At 61.5% G+C, this 20,167-nt stretch carries 12 protein-coding genes and 1 pseudogene; 10 read left to right on the forward strand and 3 right to left on the reverse strand.

Going from position 1 to position 20,167, the window contains the following annotated elements:
* Nucleotides 1-305: 305 nt before the first annotated feature.
* The 6 genes from ACLKOZ_RS01465 (at nt 306) to ACLKOZ_RS01490 (ending at nt 12,848) form a co-directional block, all read left to right on the forward strand.
* Nucleotides 306-4,004, forward strand: a complete 3,699-nt coding sequence (locus ACLKOZ_RS01465; protein WP_436472359.1) for an Eco57I restriction-modification methylase domain-containing protein — start codon at nt 306-308, stop codon at nt 4,002-4,004.
* A gap of 23 nt (nt 4,005-4,027) precedes the next feature.
* Nucleotides 4,028-4,525: a hypothetical protein gene (locus tag ACLKOZ_RS01470; RefSeq protein ID WP_436472360.1), complete on the forward strand. Its 498-nt coding sequence runs from the start codon at nt 4,028-4,030 to the stop codon at nt 4,523-4,525.
* Between the two features lie 148 nt (nt 4,526-4,673).
* Nucleotides 4,674-7,007: an McrB family protein gene (locus tag ACLKOZ_RS01475; RefSeq protein WP_436472361.1), complete on the forward strand. Its 2,334-nt coding sequence runs from the start codon at nt 4,674-4,676 to the stop codon at nt 7,005-7,007.
* On the forward strand, nt 7,007-8,272 hold the full coding sequence (locus tag ACLKOZ_RS01480; protein ID WP_436472362.1) for an McrC family protein: 1,266 nt from the start codon (nt 7,007-7,009) through the stop codon (nt 8,270-8,272). Before ACLKOZ_RS01475 ends, ACLKOZ_RS01480 begins: the two co-directional genes overlap by 1 nt.
* Entirely contained in the window at nt 8,269-9,078 is an 810-nt protein-coding gene (locus ACLKOZ_RS01485) for a hypothetical protein (RefSeq protein ID WP_436472363.1), read from the forward strand. Before ACLKOZ_RS01480 ends, ACLKOZ_RS01485 begins: the two co-directional genes overlap by 4 nt.
* Before the next feature lie 413 nt (nt 9,079-9,491).
* Nucleotides 9,492-12,848, forward strand: a complete 3,357-nt coding sequence (locus ACLKOZ_RS01490; RefSeq protein WP_436472364.1) for a helicase-related protein — start codon at nt 9,492-9,494, stop codon at nt 12,846-12,848.
* On the opposite strand, the gene ACLKOZ_RS01495 is transcribed toward ACLKOZ_RS01490, so the two are convergent.
* Nucleotides 12,841-14,490 (reverse strand): Hsp70 family protein, encoded by a 1,650-nt coding sequence (locus ACLKOZ_RS01495; RefSeq protein WP_436472365.1) that lies wholly within the window; start codon nt 14,488-14,490, stop codon nt 12,841-12,843. The two genes, ACLKOZ_RS01490 and ACLKOZ_RS01495, sit on opposite strands and share 8 nt — an antisense overlap.
* A gap of 8 nt (nt 14,491-14,498) precedes the next feature.
* Complete coding sequence (locus ACLKOZ_RS01500; protein ID WP_436472366.1) at nt 14,499-16,553, reverse strand: hypothetical protein; 2,055 nt, start codon at nt 16,551-16,553, stop codon at nt 14,499-14,501.
* 44 nt (nt 16,554-16,597) lie between these two features.
* On the opposite strand from ACLKOZ_RS01500, the pseudogene ACLKOZ_RS01505 reads away from it, so the two are divergent.
* Nucleotides 16,598-16,789 (forward strand): annotated as a pseudogene (locus ACLKOZ_RS01505) (2,3-butanediol dehydrogenase); the annotation flags it as partial.
* A 107-nt stretch (nt 16,790-16,896) separates the two neighbouring features.
* Complete coding sequence (locus tag ACLKOZ_RS01510) at nt 16,897-17,745, forward strand: class I SAM-dependent methyltransferase (RefSeq protein ID WP_436472367.1); 849 nt, start codon at nt 16,897-16,899, stop codon at nt 17,743-17,745.
* A gap of 432 nt (nt 17,746-18,177) precedes the next feature.
* On the opposite strand, the gene ACLKOZ_RS01515 is transcribed toward ACLKOZ_RS01510, so the two are convergent.
* Nucleotides 18,178-18,921: a hemerythrin domain-containing protein gene (locus tag ACLKOZ_RS01515; RefSeq protein ID WP_436472368.1), complete on the reverse strand. Its 744-nt coding sequence runs from the start codon at nt 18,919-18,921 to the stop codon at nt 18,178-18,180.
* Between the two features lie 327 nt (nt 18,922-19,248).
* Here ACLKOZ_RS01515 and ACLKOZ_RS01520 point away from each other — a divergent pair, with 327 nt between their 5' ends.
* Complete coding sequence (locus ACLKOZ_RS01520) at nt 19,249-19,815, forward strand: TetR/AcrR family transcriptional regulator (protein WP_436472369.1); 567 nt, start codon at nt 19,249-19,251, stop codon at nt 19,813-19,815.
* 126 nt (nt 19,816-19,941) lie between these two features.
* The gene (locus ACLKOZ_RS01525) at nt 19,942-20,151 is read left to right on the forward strand and encodes a DUF4177 domain-containing protein (protein ID WP_337350204.1); all 210 of its coding nucleotides are present in this window, start codon (nt 19,942-19,944) and stop codon (nt 20,149-20,151) included.
* Nucleotides 20,152-20,167: the final 16 nt, after the last annotated feature.

Raw genomic sequence — 20,167 nt, forward strand, 5'->3', positions numbered from 1 at the left:
GGATTCAATCCGGAGAAGTCAACGATCCTAAGAGCCTTGATCCTGCCAGCTACCACCTCATGGGCACCGAGACTGTACGGGACGCGTCATCCCGTTCCTGGGGTTATCTCCGGACTGCCTGGCAATCATGGCGGGAGCTCGATGCCAAGAAACGCCCGGACGGCCAAGGCGCTGGTACGGGCGACGCGCGCCAGAAGTGGCTGCTGATCCTTTTGCGCGAGTTCGGTTACGGCCAGGTCCCTGCCACGGGCGGTGGGCTCCAAGCTGCGGACACCACGTATCCGATTTCGCACCGCTGGGAATCCGTGCCCATCCACCTGCTGGGACCCGGCGTCGAACTGGACAAACGCACACCGGGGGTGGAAGGCGCAGCCAAGCGTGCCCCCCAAGCCATGGTTCAGGAATTTCTCAACCGCGAGAGCGACTATCTCTGGGCCATCCTCAGCAATGGCCTCAAACTCCGCCTGCTGCGGGACTCCACTGCCCTCGCAGGTTCCGCGTACATTGAATTCGATCTTGAAACCATCTTCGACTCGGATCTCTACCCTGAGTTCCAGATTCTCTGGCAGCTCTGCCACCAGTCCCGCGTCGACAAGCGAGGCGGGGCTGAGGGCTCGCCGGCCGACTGCTGGCTCGAGTCCTGGCGGGCTGATTCTGTCGACGCGGGTGCCCGTGCACTCGACAAATTGGGCGTAGGCGTCGAAAAGGCTTTGGACTATCTGGGGACAGGCTTCCTCCGGCACCCCGAGAACGGATGGCTGGTTGATGCCCTGCACACCGGCGAGCTCACCCCCCGCGACTTTCACAAGGCCCTCCTGCGTACGGCGTACCGCCTCCTGTTCTGCTTCGTCGTGGAGGACCGCAACGCGCTGTTGGCTCCCGATGCTTCCGCGGTTTCGAGGGAACGCTACGCCAAGTATTTCTCGACGCAGAGACTGCGAAAGCTTTCGCGCACCCGGGATGGGGGTCCGCACCCGGACCTCTGGCGGACCCAAAAGCTCGTACTCTCCGCACTAGGTGGCGACGGACTAGAAATCGTGGGCCTGCCCGCACTGGGTGGCCTGTTCGACCCCGATTCGCGCGCTAAGGCACTTGAGCACCAGCCTCATGAAGATCTACTCATGGGCGCTGAACTCGCCAATCAGGACTTCCTCAAAGCCATCCGGCGCCTGAGCTGGGTGCTGGGCAAGGGGGACCGGCTCCAGCCGGTGGACTACCGGCACCTCGGCGCGGAGGAGTTGGGTTCGGTCTACGAGTCCCTGCTCGAACTCATTCCCCGGATCGACACAGAAACACGCAGCTTTGAACTCGTCCGGCTGGCTGGCAACGAGCGTAAGGTCACCGGTTCCTACTACACACCACCAAGTCTTGTGTCCGCACTGTTGGACACGGCTCTGGACCCGCTATTGGACGAGGCCGTCAACGGTGGCAGAGATCCGGCCGACTGTGAAAGTCGGCTCCTGGCACTGACAGTATGCGACCCAGCCTCAGGCTCCGGTGGCTTCCTGGTCGCAGCCGCACGCCGTATCGCCCGCCGTCTTGCAGAGGTGCGCGCGGGAGAGAACGAACCGACGCCGGCGGAGATCCAGCATGCTTTGCATGACGTCGTTGAACGTTGCATTTATGGCGTGGACATGAATGATCTCGCCGCTGAACTCGCTAAGGTGTCCCTCTGGCTCGAAGCTATGGAACCGGGCAAACCACTGGGCTTTCTGGACGCCCGGATCAAGATTGGTAACAGCCTGCTCGGCACCACGCCAGTGCTGTTGGCCGGTGGGGTTCCAGACGAAGCCTTTGGAGTGCTAGAAGGTGATGACAAGAAATACGCGGCCGAAGTGAAGAAACGGAACAAGGTCGAGAGCGCTAAGAGTAAGTCCGGCGGACGTTTCGTCCATGGCGGCCAGGAAGCGTTTATTCTCGGGCGCCCGGGTACAGGCGTCGCCGAACTTATCGGCAAACGCCAAGAACTGGTGAAGCCCGTGTCCACCGCCGCCGAGGCGCGTTCCCGGGCGAAGGCTTACGCCGACTTTGACCGATCCTTCGACATGGAACAGAAGCGCCTCCATGCCGACGCCTGGTGTGCGGCCTTTGTTTGGCCGCTCAATCCGGGCGCTCCTGAGCCGCCCACGTCGTCAGTCGTCCGCCAGCTTGCAGAAGCCGGAGAGGCTACAGGACTCGGCGAAACAATCGCCACAGTGCGTCATCTTGCCAATGAATACCGATTCTTCCACTGGCACCTCGAGTTCCCGGAAGTCTTTGGTGATCCCGACTCCGTTGAGGTGGGCGCCGAAGGCTGGCCGGGCGGATTTTCTTGCATGCTCGGAAATCCTCCTTGGGAGAACATAGAGCTAAAAGAACAAGAGTTTTTCGCGGCGCATAGCCCGGAGATCGCGAAGGCTGCTGGTGTCAGGCGTAAGAAACTCATCCGTGAGCTCTTCGCTGCTGATCCGATCCTTAACGACCTTTTCAGAAATCGAAAGCGCGAGATCGATGGCCTTCGACATTTTGCCTCAGTCTCCGGCCGCTATCCATTCACTGGCCGCGGACGAGTCAAGACGGACCCTATTTTTGCAGAACTGTTCCGCTCCATGGCCCATCCGCACGGCAGAACTGGAATCATCGTGCCGACAGGAATCGCAACGGATCACACCACCCAATATTTCTTCAAGGACTTGGTGGAGACCGCCACGATTGCGGCACTGTTTGATTTTGAGAATGCTAGGCCGATATTCGAAGGCGTCCACCGCAGCTTCAAGTTCTGCCTGCTCACAATGGCAGGTCGGCTGGCAAAGGAGGAAGCAGCCTCCTTCGCATTCTTCCTCCACAACCCTGCTGACATTTCAAATTCTGCCTTCACTCTGGCACCTGACGAAATCAAGCTCCTCAACCCGAACACCGGTACATTGCCCATATTCCGTACCCGCAGGGACGCAGAAATCACCCTGGGCATCTACCGCCGCGTCCCGGTGCTGATTAATGAAAACGACCCCGTCGGCGGCAACCCCTGGAGCGTTTCGTTCATGCAAGGCCTGTTCAACATGACATCCGACTCACACCTTTTCCACACAATGGAGCAACTGGAAACCGCGGGGTGGACGCTCAGGGGCAACATCTTCGAAAGAATCATCAACGGCCGGACTGAGAAAATGCTTCCACTTTACGAGGCCAAGATGATCCATCAATTCGATCACCGCTGGGCAACGTACGACGGTTTGGACTCCCGGGACGTGACGGCGCATGAAAAACGGGATGCGGAGTTCGTTTCCAAAACCCGCTACTGGGTCAGCGACGTTGACGTGAGCGCCAAGCTCGAAGGCCGCTGGCAGTCCAAGTGGCTTATGGGATGGCGAGATATTGCCAGGTCGACGGATATGAGGACTTCGATTGGCAGCTTCCTTGGTGCCGGGGCTTCACCAGAAGGCGGAACTCTGCTCATGCTACCGAGTGGAACCGCGGAAAAAGCAGCGTTGCTCATGGCCGCAATCAACTCGTTCGCGTTCGACTACGTCGCAAGACAAAAAGTTGGAGGAACTCATCTTAAATTCTTCACGATGAAGCAGCTCCCGGTTCCTACACCCGAGAAGTTTGAGGTCCCCTGTCCGTGGGATGCGGATAGCCCCTGGAAAGATTGGGTACGTCCGCGAGTGTTGGAATTGATGTACACGGCCTGGGATATGGAGCCGGCTGCAATGGACTGGCGGGAGCAGGGTGCCCCTTATACGTGGAATCCCGATCGGCGTTCGCAGCTGCGGGCTGAGCTAGATGCGTCATTCTTCGTACTATTCGGGCTGCAGCGAGCAGATGTCAGCTACATTCTCAATACCTTTCCCATTGTGCAGCGCAAGGATGAGGCTGAGTTCGGCGAATTCCGAACTAAGCGGCTGATTCTGGAAGCCTACGATGCGATGCAGCGGGCCACAGTAACCGGGATTCCGTACCAAACGAAGCTCGTCCCCATGCCCGGGGAAGGGCCCCGCCATTCCCCTGAGAAGGTCCTGGCATGATGGACCCACGGTGGAATCAGTTCATGGAGTTCGCCGCCCTCTTCGCTAAGACCATTGATCTAGATGCCGAGGAGTACAACTACAAACTCGCGTTGGCGGAACGGCTTCGAAAAACAAGGGAAATTTACCTGAACCGAGACCCCGTATGGTTCGAGCGGTTGCGGCGTGACATCTCATCCTCGAACCTAATGAACCAGTATTTTATGATGCGGCTGATTGAATTGGGGCGGGCGAAGCCCGGAGATCTGCGGCAAGTGATCAATCTCCTCTGGGACGGGGAGGCTGACGTTCGGCGCATCGATGACTTCACTGCGCTGCTCCGTCCGCACAATCCGGAACAGTTTTCCGTCGGCGGTGTCGTGGGTTTCGCCTCGATTCTTCTGCTCGCCAGAGACCCGTACACCTATCCTCCTTATCGTGCCCGCGCGGTCAAGAAATTCCTCAAGCTGGTCGGCTGGGAAGACCGGGGCGAATGGAGATCCGGCACGCAGGTACGAGTTGCTTCTGGAGTCGCTCGATGAACTCATCCGGCTGGCACCGGAGTATGGCATCAAACTACGCGACCGCTTGGACGCCCAAGGACTGATGTGGACAGTGCTCAACGTTGATCCGGTTGATGAATGGAGCTCCACGGAGAGCACAGAATTCCGAGCATGGAGGGGAGATAAAGTGACGGCAGAAGATGTAACGGAGCCTGGAAACAGTGGTGCCAGCAAGGCACCTGAGGTCGAGTCGACAGCGCGGCTGCTTCTCGGCGCGGGCCTACGTGGGGATCCGTCGCCGATGGACGGCAGCACTTCAACGTGGACGTCGGAAGCAGCAGCAGACCTGGCCAGCCGCGTCGCCAATCCAGGTGTCGGTACGGGTTCATTGATGTCAAAACTGGAACGCCAGCTGGCCGCCGCCTCCCGGGAGACAGTACTTCTGGCCGCAGAGCTCCTGTACCTGCAGGTTCTGCCCCTGAGCAACGTGATGGCCGCAACGAAGATCGCCCGCATTGAGAAGGTGCTATCGTGGGTGCCCGGGGCCGCCGTCGAACTTTCTGCGGAACTCCGCAAGGGCCTCGAGGCGCCCGGGGCGTTCAACGGGGGAGTGGGCTTCAACATTCAGGTTGCTGACCACCTCGGCTGGCTTACGCGGTTCGTGGAGCACGTTACGGAGCAGCCGATGAGCCTCATCAACGCAGCTCTTCAGGACCCGTGGACATTTATTAGCGTGACGCAGGCGGTGCCCAGAGACTGGCCCACGATCCGCTACAGCATCGATTACTTGGCGTGGCCGAGCCACCTTCAACCGGTGGTCAAAAAGGACCACAGGATCAAGATCCGCAATGCTTTTGCCGACATCATCGGAGGCCCCACAGGTGATTCCGAGACCGACATCGCCAAGGACCTTCACCACATCAGGCAGGCTCAGCAGGGTGAATCCAGTGAGTTCATTGAGTGGTACCGCGAACCGTACCTGAGCGAGTGGCAGCCCTCCGGTGAGGACGCCGGCCAGCGTGCGTGGCTCGTCCGGCAGAACCAAGGAGGGATTGCGATGCTGGATTCCTGGCTGCTGGGTGAATTCGTCTCCACCCGGGCGCAGCATCTCGGTTCACCGAAGCCGGGAAGCAGCTATGACCAGGTGCAGGCCGCCGTCAACGCTGGCTATCAGCACATCGACTATTCCGAACGGAAGGCGCGGGCTCAGGAGTACTACCGCTTCCTGAGCCAGATGAAGGTGGACGACTTCGTCCTCACCGCCTTCGAAAGCAGTCTCTACCTCGGTGTCGTAACTGGGGAGGCAGAGTATGTGGACGACGAGACGTCCCGCCTGCGCCGAAGTGTCGCCTGGCGGAATAGGCCGCTTGAAAATGGAGACCTTCCCGCCCCGTTGCCCCGTCTGCTCGAAGAGCAGGGATCGGTGGTGGACCTGACAGACGGCTTGTCCGTCATCAGCGCCTGGTACGCGGAAGAGGAACCCGGGGAGGTCCCGCCGGAAGAGGAACCGATCGCACAGCCGCAGATCGCCGTCGTGCCGCAACTCCGGGACGCGACCCCGGAACTGGCCGCCAAACTCCATGTGGAGCGGGACGATGTCCAGGAAGTCATTAGGCTGCTTCAGACCCGGCAGCAGATTGTCTTCTACGGACCGCCGGGAACAGGCAAAACGTACCTAGCCGGAAAGATCGCCCGATTCCTCGCGGGTGAGGAACACGGGGACCACGTTAAAACGGTCCAGTTCCACCCCTCGTATGCGTACGAGGACTTCTTCGAGGGCTATCGGCCCGCCAAGACGGGCGGCGATAACGTCGGGTTCAGCCTGGAGCCGGGGCCGTTGCGGCGGATCGCGGCGGAGGCTTCATTGGATGGGAACCGGGACAAGCCGTACTTCCTCATTATCGATGAAATGAACCGTGGGAATTTGGCCAAGATCTTTGGCGAGCTGTACTTCCTGCTGGAGTACCGCGACCAGGGCATCAACCTGCAGTACAACCCTCAGCAGACGTTCGTCTTGCCACCCAACCTGTTCATCATGGGCACCATGAACACCTCAGACCGCTCGATCGCAATGGTGGATGCAGCCATCCGGCGGCGGTTCGCGTTCGTGGAGCTGCATCCGCAGGACGGGATGATTTCCGGAATGCTGGAACGGTTCCTCGAAGCAAACGGTAAGCCTTCATTGCGGGCCGAGCTGCTCAATGCCCTCAACAGTGAAATCGAGGCAACGAACCGTGACCTGATGATCGGGCCGTCGTACTTCATGAAGCCGCATGCTGAGTCGGACCAAGGGCTGGAAGAGATTTGGAAGTACGAGCTCCTGCCGCTGCTCGAGGAGCAGTACTTCGGGCGCTTGAACCGGGACAAGGTGCGGGAGAAGTTCGGTCTGGCCGCCATGCGGCGGAAGGCGGGTGTCGACGTGGGTCCTGTCGATCTTTCTTTGGAGCCGGGCCACGACGGTACCGGAGCATCGGACGTTACGGTTGGCCCGCCGTCGGTATCGGATGAAACTGAGGCGTGATGCCGTCCGAGATTGTCCTGGACGAGCTTCAGACGGCGGCCGAGGCCGTAGAGCTTGATCGGGAGGTTGCCGCGACGCTGCGGGACACCGGCCTGGTGTCGGTGCTTCCGGCGCACGGAGGCCTGTGGACAGTGTTACCGGCAGGGAGAGTCGGCGCCGTCCAGATAGGGGATTTGCTGGTGCGAGTCGTGCCGAAAGAGAAGGTGGGACTGAGCCGGCTTCTTTTCCTGCTGGGCTACGCCATCAACCCGGGTTTCCGGCCTGACGATGTTGTCGGCGAAGAGAAGGATGATCTTTTTGCCGCCCTGGGGGAGTCGCTGACCCGCCATTGCGAGCGGGCTCTGGACCGTGGGGCGTTGAATGGATACGTGCACGTTGAGGAAGCACTGCGGACCGTTAGGGGAAGGATCCGAGTCGGTGACCAGATGACGCGCCGGCCGGGTATGCTACTGCCGCTGGAGGTGGCCTACGACGACTTTACGGTGGACATCCCCGAGAACCGGATTTTGCGGGCCGCCGTGCGGCTGATGATGCAGGTGCCTCGCCTTTCGGAGGGCGTTCGGGAGCGGCTGGCGCACGTCGATTCAAAATTGGAGGGAGTGTCAGCTCTGCGGTTCGGGGCTCCTTTGCCGGCCTGGACCGAGTCCAGGCTTAACGAACGGTATGGTCCGGCTTTGCGTTTAGCTGAGATCATCCTCCGGAACATGTCCGCCGAGGCGGGCCTAGGACAGCAAGTGGTTGCATCGTTTGTGGTCAACATGGCGACTGTGTTCGAGAACTTTGTGACGACTGCCCTGCGCGAGGCGTTGGATAAGTATCCGGGGGAAACACGGGGACAGTACGAGGCTTACCTGGATGAACCGGAATTGGGTTACGGAAAGATCAACCAGGTGAAGATGTACGTAGACATCGTTCACTCCGTGAATCGCGTACCCGCAATCGTTTTCGACGCCAAATACAAGGCGGCTTCGGATTCGGGGACTTATCCAAATGCCGACCATTACCAAATGCTGGCTTATTGCACGGCGTTGAATGTGCCGAGGGCCTGGCTGGTGTATGCGGGATCCGGAGAGAAACGCAAACGTAGAATCAGCAATACGGCGGTGTCGATCATGGAGTTTCCCGTCGACGTTTCACAGCACCCGGAAGCCCTGCTCGAAAGAGTGCAAACCCTTGCTGACCAAGCCTTCGGGGAGTTTACGCAGCGCAAAGGACCCCAGAGGTTCACGCCATGGCCTGCTGGTAAAACTGGGGGAGTCTTATGACCAGTGAAGGTATGGCGTCCATTTCAGATGCGGCTTGGCTGATTCTGGACTATGCCCTCCGGGGCGGCCCATCCGGCTTGGACGAGGATACGGTCACTTGGTCAAAGTCAGCAGCTGCCGAGCTTGAACGGGCGGTGGTTGCCATCTCAGACTCAGCTGATTTCGGCTCAGAATTTGTCACCGCTATGGCTGGGTCCAGGCGGGAAGTATCGCTTTTGGCTGTCGAACTCACAGCACTGGCGTTACTTCCGTTGGAACACCCTGACCCGGAACTGGAAGCCCTATTCAATCGGCTCACTCACGTGGTTGCTGGACCGCCCCTTGTTATGCCTCCAACGCTAGTACGTGGCATCCGTGGACTCGGTTTTCGACCTGCAGGACGGGGCGATTCATTGCTCGGCCGGCTTCTGTATCTGATTGGCTATGTGAACGCGTGTGGAAGCTGTCCCGATTACGACGCTCTGGTCGAACGGGGTGACGACGAGTACCTCGGACACGAAGATCTCCACAGTAGATGTCCATTCGACCTAATAACCGAAAGCCCATGGGCCTGCGCTGCATTCTCTGGCTCAGTCAAATACGAGAACATGGGCATGCAATACGATCTCGACCATATGCTGTGGCCAGACTTTCTAGCTCCGCCTCACATCAGGAAGTCCGCTAAAGAGATCCGGAATGAACTGCTGGATCTCCTGCAGGGTGATCTCGGCGTGTCGGCCGTGGCCCTTCAGAAGGACTTGTATTTGGCAAAGCAGCTGATGGGGTCGTGGGCTGAATTAGCCGTGTCCGCCGACGATCGGCTGTAGGCCGGACGATTACGCGGCGGAGCTGAAAATGCTAGGCCACACCAAAGGAAGACCGCCCAGCCTGGCCGGACAACATAACGCGGGGTGTTGTTCATCCCTGTTGAACGAGGGCACTGAATTGCGATGTTAGGGCTTTTGGGGATTCGTATAGATGGCACTGGATCGCGTAATGCTGGAGTTGCGCTGATTGGCATTACTCTGAGCTGAGTTGATGGTCGGCTACTGCCGAAGACGGGGGAACACAATGGGGCTTTCCAACCGCGAGTATGTGGGACGCGCAATGGAGGCGTTGGCCACGGACCTTGGGTCATATATTGCTTCCGGGCTTGCGGGCGCCGCACCTGGCATCACCTGGCCCAAGTTACTGGAACACAAGGACGCCAGCGCGGCCCGACGAGGGAGGTCCGCGTCTGATGTCGATGGATGACCTGGTCTATCGAGGGCTGAAATCTGGCCTTGCTTGGCTGAAAGAGATCGGCGCCCAACGGGTCCTCGTCCGAGGTGAACTAACGGGGCTGGACGTCGAAGAGTTGGAGGCGCTCGACGCCGACGTCCGTCAGCTCCCGCCCGGATATTCCGGCGGCAATCTCTTCGACGGCTTGTACGGGGTCTACCGCAAGGGTCGATGGGAGGCCCTCGTCATCCGTGGAGAGGGACAAGAAAGGCCAAGTGCAACCGCCCGCCATCGATTCACTGCGGACGGAGGGATGCGTCACCTCGCGGAGGCCCGAGAGGACCTGGTTGAGCAGTGGGAGGACGGTCAGCCCTTCATGGGCACAAGTTCGTTTGCGCCCGAGGACGTCGTGAAGGTGCTCGGGTCCAATCGCATTGGTCGGGTGCGGCGGGTAACACGCACGGGCGCTGGCTACGTGATTGAAGTGAGTGTCGACGGGGAGGTTCAGCATGTCGCGCCAGAGTCCCTCCAGAAGTTGGATGGAGACCCACGCGATCCTGCCTTCTGGGTAACCTCGGCCCCCGCTTCGGCAAGGGAGATTGCAATGACTCTGACGTGCACGAAGTTGCGCGAGCCGCTCTCGAACACCTTGTACTCCTACCGAGCGACGAAAACGGTCTTTCGTGCCTACCAGTTCATCCCTGCGCTCAAGATCCTCAACTCTCCGACCGGGCGGCTACTTCTGGCGGACGAGGTGGGTCTCGGAAAGACGATCGAGGCGGGACTGGTGTGGAGCGAGCTGGAGCAGAGGTCACCGCTTCGTCGCACGCTTGTGGTCACGCCTTCCTCCTTGACTCACAAATGGCGCATGGAGATGAGTCGGCGTTTCGACCGTGACCTCGAGGTCATCAAGCCTGGCAAGCTGGCTGACCTCGCCGAAGCTCTCCTCGCCGGTCGAGACCCGGAAATGCACGCGATCATCTCCGTGGAGTCCCTTCGCACTGCCAGCGACGTGTTGGAGCAGCTGACCCGGATCCGGCCTAGATTTGACCTGATCATCGTCGACGAGGCCCATGTGTTGCGGAATACCGGCACGAGGTCGAACCTGCTAGGCGGGTTGCTGTCCGACTGGGCCGATCACCTGTTGTTCCTGTCTGCCACCCCCATCAACCTGCGCTCAGACGACCTGTACAACCTGCTGACTCTGCTCGACGACGGCATGTACCAGGACTCCCAAATCTTCCATATGCAGCTCGAGCCGAATCAGCATCTCAACGCGATCGAACGCGGCATCTCTCACGGCTCATCCGGCGCAGCCCTGCGCCACCACCTGCGGTCGATTGAGACACTGCCCTTGGGCCGCGCCGTCTCGAACCGCCCGGACTTTGCCCGCCTAGAGGAGCTTCTTGACAATGCTGCACCCCTGGAAGCGGGCCAACGGGCCGAAGTCAAACGCCTCGTTTCCGAGCTGAACACCTTGAGTGGCGTGCTCTCGAGGACCCGGAAGGTGGATGTACCTGACGCCAAGGCAGTGCGCGAACCCCATCAGGTAGTCGTGAACTGGTCGCCGGACGAGAAGGGCTTCTACGACCGCGTCGTCGACCACTTCATGTCACGGGCTCGCGCGCACGGAACGCCACCCGGCTTCGCCATGCAGATGCCGCTGCGACAGGTCGCGAGCTGCCTGCCCGCCATGCAGGCGCGACTCTCTGCCAACGCAGAGCAGTTCGCGCGCTCGGTGGAAGATTACGACGAGGAGTACGGCGAAGAGGACCTGGCGGAAATGCGCGAGGACCGGACATCCTTCGAATGGCATGGCGAGGACTCGAAGTTTGAGGCCCTGCTGGGGCAGCTCACGCACTTGCGCGAACAAGGATTGCGTCAGGCACTGATCTTCTCCACCTTTCGCGGGACCATCGCGTACCTGGCAGATCGCCTGAGTTCAGACTTCCGGGTCGAGCAGCTCCACGGCGGTATCCGCATGGTGGATCGCCAGCCCATCATCGATGCCTTTCGCGATGGGAAATTCGACTTCCTCATTGCGAGCGAGGTGGCATCGGAGGGTCTGGACTTCGAGTTCTGCAACGTACTGGTGAACTACGACCTGCCCTGGAACCCCATGCGAGTCGAGCAGCGAATCGGTCGTTTGGACCGATTCGGCCAAAAGCACGAGAAGGTCCTTATCCTCAACATGCATGTGCCGGGGACGATCGAGTCCGATATCTTGGAACGCCTATACACCCGAATCGGCGTATTTCAGAACTCCATTGGAGACCTCGAGCCCATCCTCAGGGACGACTTCCGTGACCTAGCTAACCAAATCCTTGATCCGCGACTGGACGACTCCCAGCGTAGGCAGCGAGCGGAAGAAATCGCAACGGCCATCGAGACGAGGGCGGCGAACCTTCGCCGACTGAATGAGGAGCGCGCCACTCTGTCCACGATTGATGAGATGCAGGTGGAAGGCCTCTCAGAATCAGGGCCATCGGACGGGCGGTATGTCGGAACGTCAGAAGTGCGCACCCTCATTGAGCACATACTGCGAGCCACTGGAGGCAAGCTCGACAAGTCGGAGCATCCCGGCATCCTGCTACTACGGGGAAGTAATGAGCTCTCCGACCTCATCTATCGCTTTCGAAGCACCCAAGGAGCGAGCCGTCGGTCGGCGATGCTGTTCCAAAGCCGTATCAGCAACGGAGAACCAATCGAAGTGACCTTCGACGCTGATCTGGCAAGCACTCGGGACGTGGAACTTCTTTCTGTCCGACATCCCATCGTTGACGTGGCACTTCACCAATTGGCACAGGACAGGCTCGGGTTGCATCGTTATGGCATAGGCAGGCTTGCAACGCTGCCGTCGGGCACACGGTATGCCGTCACGGTGGACCTAATAGCGTCGACCGGAGTGAGGCCGACCAAGGAATTGTGGTCAACTGCGATCGATATCCGGACCGGGGCCGTTGCGCCGGACATCGGCGTTCAGCTGATGGAGGCCGTGGCGAGCGGATCACTGGAGGAAGCTACTGGAGCCACGCCAACGCCCATGGAGCCCCTCCTCAAATCGCTTAAGGAGGTCAGCTGGGCTCGGCACCGTGAGGAGGAGTCACACAGACGTTTGGACAACGAGGCGTTGGTAAGGGCCCGCCTCGACGCGCGCAAGGCGAGCCTTAAGGTCAAGATCCATAAGGCGAGAGCCACGTTGGACGTCGTTATGGAGCGAGAACGCGATCCGAGGGTCATCCGGATGGCAGAAGGTCGCATCCGCAACCTCGGTCAGGACCTCGAGCAGCTTGAGGCCGAGCTGGAGGAGCAGCGGGCCTTCTCGATGAGCCGCAGGACGGTCGCAGTGATTGAGCTCGTCGGTCCGGCTACTTGACGTCCCACCAAGGGCGTTCCATTGGCTGCCAGTCCGGCTCCTTGACAGGAAGCGCAAGGCGCGCAAACCCTCCCGTGAGCACTGGCCAGCGCGTGACGCGGAATGACTGACTCGTTCCGCGGCCATCGGTGATGTTGACGCGCCCCTCCGTGGACAGGTCGAAACGGACACCATCATGCCCGAAGGCAACCTTCAACCCGGGCACGTCGGTCTCGTTATGCCGCAGATCGACCGGCGTCCCATCCATCGCATAGACAGCGAGGCGGCCGTAGCCAAGTGCTGGCAATGATCGAGCTGAATCGCGATTGACCGCGGTGGCACCGTCTGGCCACTCGTACCTGACCCGGTCCCGGCTCAGTGCTTGCCACCATTCGTAGAGCTTCGTGTGTGCTCGGTAGAGCGGTACCCGGGTCAGTTCCCCGCCTCCCGCCGAGAACTCGAGCACGAAGTCGAAGGCGGGACGATGCAGATTCACCTGGTCGTAGGAAGTGTTCTCGGCAAGCCCCGCAACGATCGCCTCCTGGGCACCGTTCCTGCCGGGGAGGGTGTGGATCCTGGCGGTGGGTAGCTTCCTGCTAAGGAACTTCTCCACCGCCGACGCGCGGCTCATGCCCCCGGCAAGGAGAACGTGATGAACGTTTGAGGTGAGGCTCTCTTCCGAAATCTGGCGCAGGGCAGATGTGACCGCACCTTCGTTACGGGTCAGGTATGACGCGCGCAGGGTCGAGAGGATCAGGGACCAGGCGCGTTCCAGTTGCGGACGCATGGCGTCCTCCAGCTGCTCGCGGGTGTAGTGCAGGCTCGGCAGGTTGCCGGCCTGATAGCCGACATGCACCTGCGTCTCCTGGTTTGTCGAGAGGTCAACCTTCGCCTCAGCTGCTGCGCGCATCAGATAAGCCCTCGCGAGATCAGCGTCGGGCAACGCCACGAGCTCGATCCCTCGGTCGCGGAGAGCGATCTCCAGGTCAGCGGCGATCGTTTCGTCGAGCTTGTCACCGGCCTCGTTGAGGCCGTCTGAGGCGAGGACGTAGATTTCGGGATCCCGGAGCGGGCCGGTCGTGACGTCAAGGACGGCGACGTCGAGCGTTCCTCCGCCCATGTCGAACACGAGCACGCGCTCTTCGTCGAAGTACTCCCTCTGTTCCGTTCGGTGGCCGATCCAGTTCAGTCCAGCGGCGATCGGCTCATCAATCAGGGTCGAGGGGCCGACGTTGAAGCCCGCCGTCTCGGCGAGGCCGAGCAACCTTTCACGCTGATCCGCGTCCCACATTGCAGGGCAGCCGAGTCGAGTGACTCCATTATCGGAAATGGGGAGCCGATCAGCGCGGGCACGGTTTGCGATCTCGCGAAGGACCGCGCCTATGACCTCGTCGGCGTCGCGTTCGACGGAACCGTCGGCGCTTCGCGCGACTACCGCGCGTCCTGTAATGCAGCGCTTGACTGAAGTGATCAGCGCGGCGGGATTGTGAGTCAGTGCGTCCTCGCCGACCACCAAGGCGTCACCGCTGACCGCAGCAGCGGAGGGCATCCACGATTCGGCGTGACCGATTGGGACCACCGTCGGCCTGCCCGCCGGCAGGCTCTCCGCGATCAGTGTCGTGCTCGTGCCAAAGTCGATACCCAGAAACTGCTCTCGAGTCACTCCAACTCCTAATTTGTTCGTTCAACGAGCGCGCGCACGAGAACTATCTCATCGGCCCCCTCGCCCCATGTATATCCGATACCCGTGACAGTCACTGGTGTCTTGGGCTGTGGCGGCTCCCCGATGACATCGTGGCGCTGTGGATCATAGGGCTCCGTCCGGCCTGGGACACCCGACGGAGTCAGTCCCTCACGGGCGGCCATCCGCCGGACCCGCTCCCGGACGCGCTGAGCGGACTGACTGTCGGCTGCCCCGTCGACGTACGCGCAGAGCTCCGCAAGGGCGCGCATGACATCGATCCGGATCTGGCGCGACTGAGATTCGCGAAGCTCGTTGGTGCTCGCGGCGGCCTCGCCGAGTCGTGCCTCCATGCGGTGCAGCCGGTCATCACGCAACCGCACGGCTTCCTGGGCCTTGCCGAGCAGCTCCGTCTTCTCCCTCGCCTGGCGAGTGAGGGTCTCTACTTGGTGAGCAAGCTCGGATAGCTGTGTCTCATTCCTGAGGCGCACAAGCCAGGCCCGGCCGATGTTGTCATCCAGCAGGACTCGGTCGAACGCTCGGTCAACGTCACTTTCATCCATGAGGCGAGCAAGAGCAGTCGGGGCGGCGAGCGACGTCAGCAGCTGACGCCTCGTCGTGGCTGACGTGAGCCTCTTGACCACCAAGGGCTTGACTACGGCGGACGCTATGGCATCGCTCTCGAGCGCGCTGGCCAAGGGCGTGGTGGCGACCGCAGCCAGATCGTCAAACTCCACGCCGCGCCACCACATGTCGTCGGCGAGATCTGCTGGATGATTGCGCCAGATCCACCCCAGCACACGTGCTCTCGAGCCGGTCGCATCCAGCGGAACGGAGGTGAGCCGCCGGGCCACCGCCGACTTGTCCTGGAGCGAGAGATTCTTCCAAGAGCCCTGGTCCATCGCGCATATGACGGTCGCCAGAACCTCAGCGACCCACTCACCCTTCTTGGCAGCATCTTTCGGCGATTCCATCTCGCGGGTGGCACGAAGGACAGTGTTCAGGCGGAGGAGACCAACCGAGGGCGAGTTCAACAGCCTCCGAATCAGGAAGTCCTTGGCGTGCCGCAGCTCCTGCGCTCTGGCATTCGCCGGCTCAAGACCGCGCAACTCGGCGTCCGCCGCATCTATCAGAGCGGCCGCACCCTCGGGTCCCGCCAATTGCACCGGATCAATTGCGTTGATGGTCTTGCTGTCCCTCGGCACGGCCTGCAGGATCAAAGCAGCTCGATCGAGCGCCGGAACGGCCGCTTGAAGCACATCCTCCGACAGCGAGCCCACAGCGAGCCCAGCTGCCAAAGGATTCCGCATGACGCTGCCCAGTACCCCAGCCCAGTTCTCAGGCAGTTGGCCTGAGACCGAAGTCGCACGGACGAGTTCGACAGCGGGGTGGATTTGCCCGCCCCCAGCTGTGTGTGCGCTGCCTCGGCCCTCGTTCCGGTTTTCTGAATCCATTGGCCCGTCGACAGCACCATCCGCGACCTGGGGAGCAACGTCACCGCCTGGCTCTGCATTTCCGGTTTCGCGCCCCACCGTCTCGGTGTTGTCCTTCATGGCTGTCCGTCCGCGGATGTGGGCGCCTAATTCAGCCGAGATTGTATCGAGCGGAGCCTCCCCAACCCAGATGTACTTGAGGCTCGCACCCTTACCCGATGACTTGACATTCTCGTTCGTCTCGAAAGTCAGGCGAGCCTGCTTCCAAAGGGCGCTGACGTCACCGGTGAAGACGTCCGCGACGCGCGCGATGAGGTCTTTGCTCGACAGCGGCTTCGATGAGTCGAGGAGGGCGAACGCGAAGGCCTGGGCAGGTGACGAGCGCACGAGCTCTGAGGTGCCAACCGGGTCGATGTGGTTTCGGTGGCGTAGCCCACCAGCCGCGGTCGCAAAAAGTTTGTGATCCCCGTCAAAACCGAGTCGGACGTCATCGGTTGACCCGTCGCTCCAACGAACAGTGACCTCAGCACCCCTTCGATCGACGAGGAGTCCCTCTCGAAAGACCATCCGAGATTTCTTATCGACGTCCATGACCACTTGAGGCGCTTTCACCCGCGTATTCTATCCACAGCACCGGCTTCAACCCGACCTAAGTGATCTGGGGCGCGCCCGCCACCATCGCCTACGTCTGCGACCATCCGGCCGTCATCAAGATGGTGCAGGAGCTCAAGGTGGACCTCAAGCCGTTCATCACCGGCCGGATCGCGCTGAAGGACCTGGTGGAGCAGGGCTTCGACACCCTCATCAACCACAAGGACACCGCGGTGAAGGTGCTGGTGCCCCCGTAGGTGCTGGCGGGCGGACGCCCGGCAGGGAAGGAAGGGCGGAACAGGACGCACGTGCCGCCGTCGTCCTCGTCCTTCCTTCGCCTTGGGCGCCGTTGTAGTGTCGTGGCGTGATCGTCCCCGATATTTCCCAGAACGCCGTGGCGGTCGCGGATCACTACGACGAGCTTGATCCCATTTACCGCCGGGTTTGGGGCGAGCACGTCCATCACGGGCTGTGGACGACGGGCCGCGAGACACCCGGCGAGGCCGTCGAGGCGCTCGTGGATACGGTCGGCGACAGGCTGGGCCTCAGGCCCGGCCAGGCGTGCGTCGACATCGGCTGCGGCTACGGCTCCACCGCAAGGCGGCTCGCTGTGACGCGCGGGGTCCGCGTCACCGGCTTCACGCTTTCCACTGAGCAGGCCCGCTACGCCGCCGCGCGTGCCGCGCCGGAGGTAGACATCCAGGTCCGCGACTGGCTCACCAACGGGCTGGCCGATGCCTCGGCCGATGCCGCCTGGGCGATCGAGTCGAGCGAGCACATGGTCGATAAGCTCCGGTTCTTCGCCGAGGCGCACCGCGTGCTCTCGCCCGGCGCCCGCTTCGTCATTTGCGCGTGGCTCGCCGAGACCGGTGCCAGCGGATGGAAGGTCCGCCACCTGCTCGAGCCGATCTGCCGCGAAGGGCACCTGCCCTCGATGGGCACGCGCGAGGAGTATGAGGAGATGGCAAGGCAGGCCGGCTTTACGGTCACCGGCTACGAGGATGTCAGCCGCAGGGTGGCCCGCACCTGGCCGATCTGCGCCGGCCGCTTCGTGAAGGCTTTGTTCACCGACCGCGGGACACGGCGGCTCGCCCTTGGCGCACGCAACCGCAAGTCGTTTCTGGGCATTCCCCGCATGATCCTGGCCTACCGCACCGGAGCCATGCGCTACGGGATCTTCACGCTCACCAAGGCTGGGGAGAACGGGCGGTAACAGGCGCACACCACAGGGGCGGTTTGACCGCGAGCAACCTGCTGGAGCTCTGCCTCAGGGCAGCGGCTGCCGTTTTTCCCACGCTGACGGAGGCCGTCGGCGGCAGGTGCTCCCGCCGTCGTCGTTCCATCCGCTGCTGCTGGCCCGGCGACGGGATCCGGGCACGCTTGGCGCGGTTGCACCTGGCACAGGCCGCAACGAAAGCTGCTGGCGGGCAAGCACACCCCAGTGATCCGGACTGCGTGGTTCGGCAAAGCCGATACATCTGCACCCAGCCCCGGCAGGCCGCCGCCGACCCCTCAAACGCTCTATCACTTAAAGCAGGTTTCCTCAGGACCCTCTCGCACTTTAGCCGCCCGGCCGGCGTCGCCCACCCTGCCTCCCGTAGGCGCCGCTACTCCCGTTCCCGGCACGGACAGCCCGCCGCGGAGATTACAGCGTTTCGGGAATCGGGCGCCCCGGGAAGAGCGTCGAGTACTGCTGGCGGTACATCCTGCGGCCGATGAGGCGGTAGCCGAGGCGGGCTGGGGCGGGAATCTCCTCAAAGAATATTTCCCTTCGGTCTTCGGGCGGGTTCGTGGCCAGAATCATTCCGAGGTAGGTGACCAGGAACTTCTTGTCGTGCTGCTTGACCCCGTGCTGAATCATCGCTTTCAGTTCCTCTTCCGTCATGACCCGGTCGACGGCGGGCATCACCTCGGTGACCTCGCGGCGCAGATGCTCGTTGAGAACGGACTGCACGTCTTCGTAGCCGTTTGCGAGTACTTCCCGGTTCTCTGCGTCTGCAGTCTGCATCCAACGCTTACGGACGGGCTCGATACTTTGGACGCGTTCCCGAATCTGCTTGTGCTGGTCAAGCATCTGCTCCACGTGTGGCGTACTTGCCGGCGCCCGCTCGGCCAGCTGCGTATACATGAACAGGTCCTGGCCTTCCTGATGGATCAGGAGCACCTTGTCGAAATTCCCGAGCACTTCCCCCACATAGGCGGCGCGGGAAGTGTCTCCGGGCGCGGTGGAACGCACCAAGTTGGGCGCCTCCCGGTATGCCCAGAGGAGGAAGCGGTGAACGCGCCGAATGCCAGTGGACCCTGACGACAGGACCGGTCCCGGTGGCACAGGAGCTGCGGTTTCACCGGGATGCATGGTGAAGAAGTCTGTCATTTTGGTGATCTCCATTTCCAGAAATCAGACGAGACCCCCGTTCCCTCCGGGAGCATTCCGGGAAGCTGGGCCAGACGCCGGATCAGCCGCGGTCTACGCCGCCATGCCCGGCACCGTGGTTCCGGATCGGGTCTCGGTCACATTGTGGTTTTGGTCCGGCGTGTTGAGGACGCCGGTATGCGCCGCGGGTTCCTGATCGGACGAGCAGGTGATGACCCGCGGGAGTGCCCGGGCGCTGCACGGGAGAGCAGCACCGTGGGCCGTGGGGTGGCAGATACGCTTGCCATGCAAACAGGGTACTACTTATGTAGTAGACGTGTCACTACCTTTGTAGTATGGAGTATGTCCACTCGCGCACGGATCCTGGAAGCCGCCGTGGAGCTGCTTGGCACCCAGGGCCTGAAGGCTCTTACCCATATCAGGGTTGATGTCGAGGCCGGGGTTCCGAAGGGTTCGACGTCGAACTATTTCCGCACTCGTGCCGCGCTCTTGACCGGGGTGGTCGAGTGGCTTGCGGAACTGGACCTGGCCGAGCTGGTGAGTCCGCCAAGCCCGCCGGCTGACGTTGGCGCCTTCGTCGCTCTGCTGGCCCACGCCGTCGAAACTGCAACCACCGCATCCCGGATCCGGACCATTGCCCGGTATGTCCTCTTCCTCGAAAGCACGCACAACGAAGACGTCCGCCGCCCCCTTCTCGCCGGACGAGTCTACTTCCGTGCCTTCGTCGAAACCACCATGGAGCGCCTCGGAGCGCATGATCCCGGGGCGGCGGCGACTGCCATCACGGCAGTGGGCGAAGGCATGATCATCCAGCGGGTGACTGTAGACCCGGATGCAGACGTGCTCGCACCGATTGATGCCGTCGTGCAGGCGTTTGTACCGCGTCGGCACAACGGGGCATCGGACTGATACGCCGCCTGGCGCTGATACGGCGCACCGTCCATACCCTCGACGCGCCGTCGCCAACGCCCCGGAGGAGCGCCCCGCGTCAACTAGCATTGCCCCAATTGGCCAGCAACGGAAGGAAACCGTGTCATGCACTATGTCGTCCTGCAGGTGATTCTTAAAGAGAAACTCTGGGGAACCGGCTCGGGCAACCTGACCGCCCTGGAGAAGACTATCAACGATCAGGCCGCAAAGGGCTACCGACTCCACACCATCACCACCGCGAGTAGCGGGAGCAAGGGAATGATCGGCGGCGGTGACCGCATCCAGGCAACACTTGTGTTCGAGAGCCTCGGATAATCGCACTCGTGGAAAG

Source organism: Arthrobacter sp. R4, from assembly GCF_051365025.1.
GTDB lineage: Bacteria > Actinomycetota > Actinomycetes > Actinomycetales > Micrococcaceae > Arthrobacter.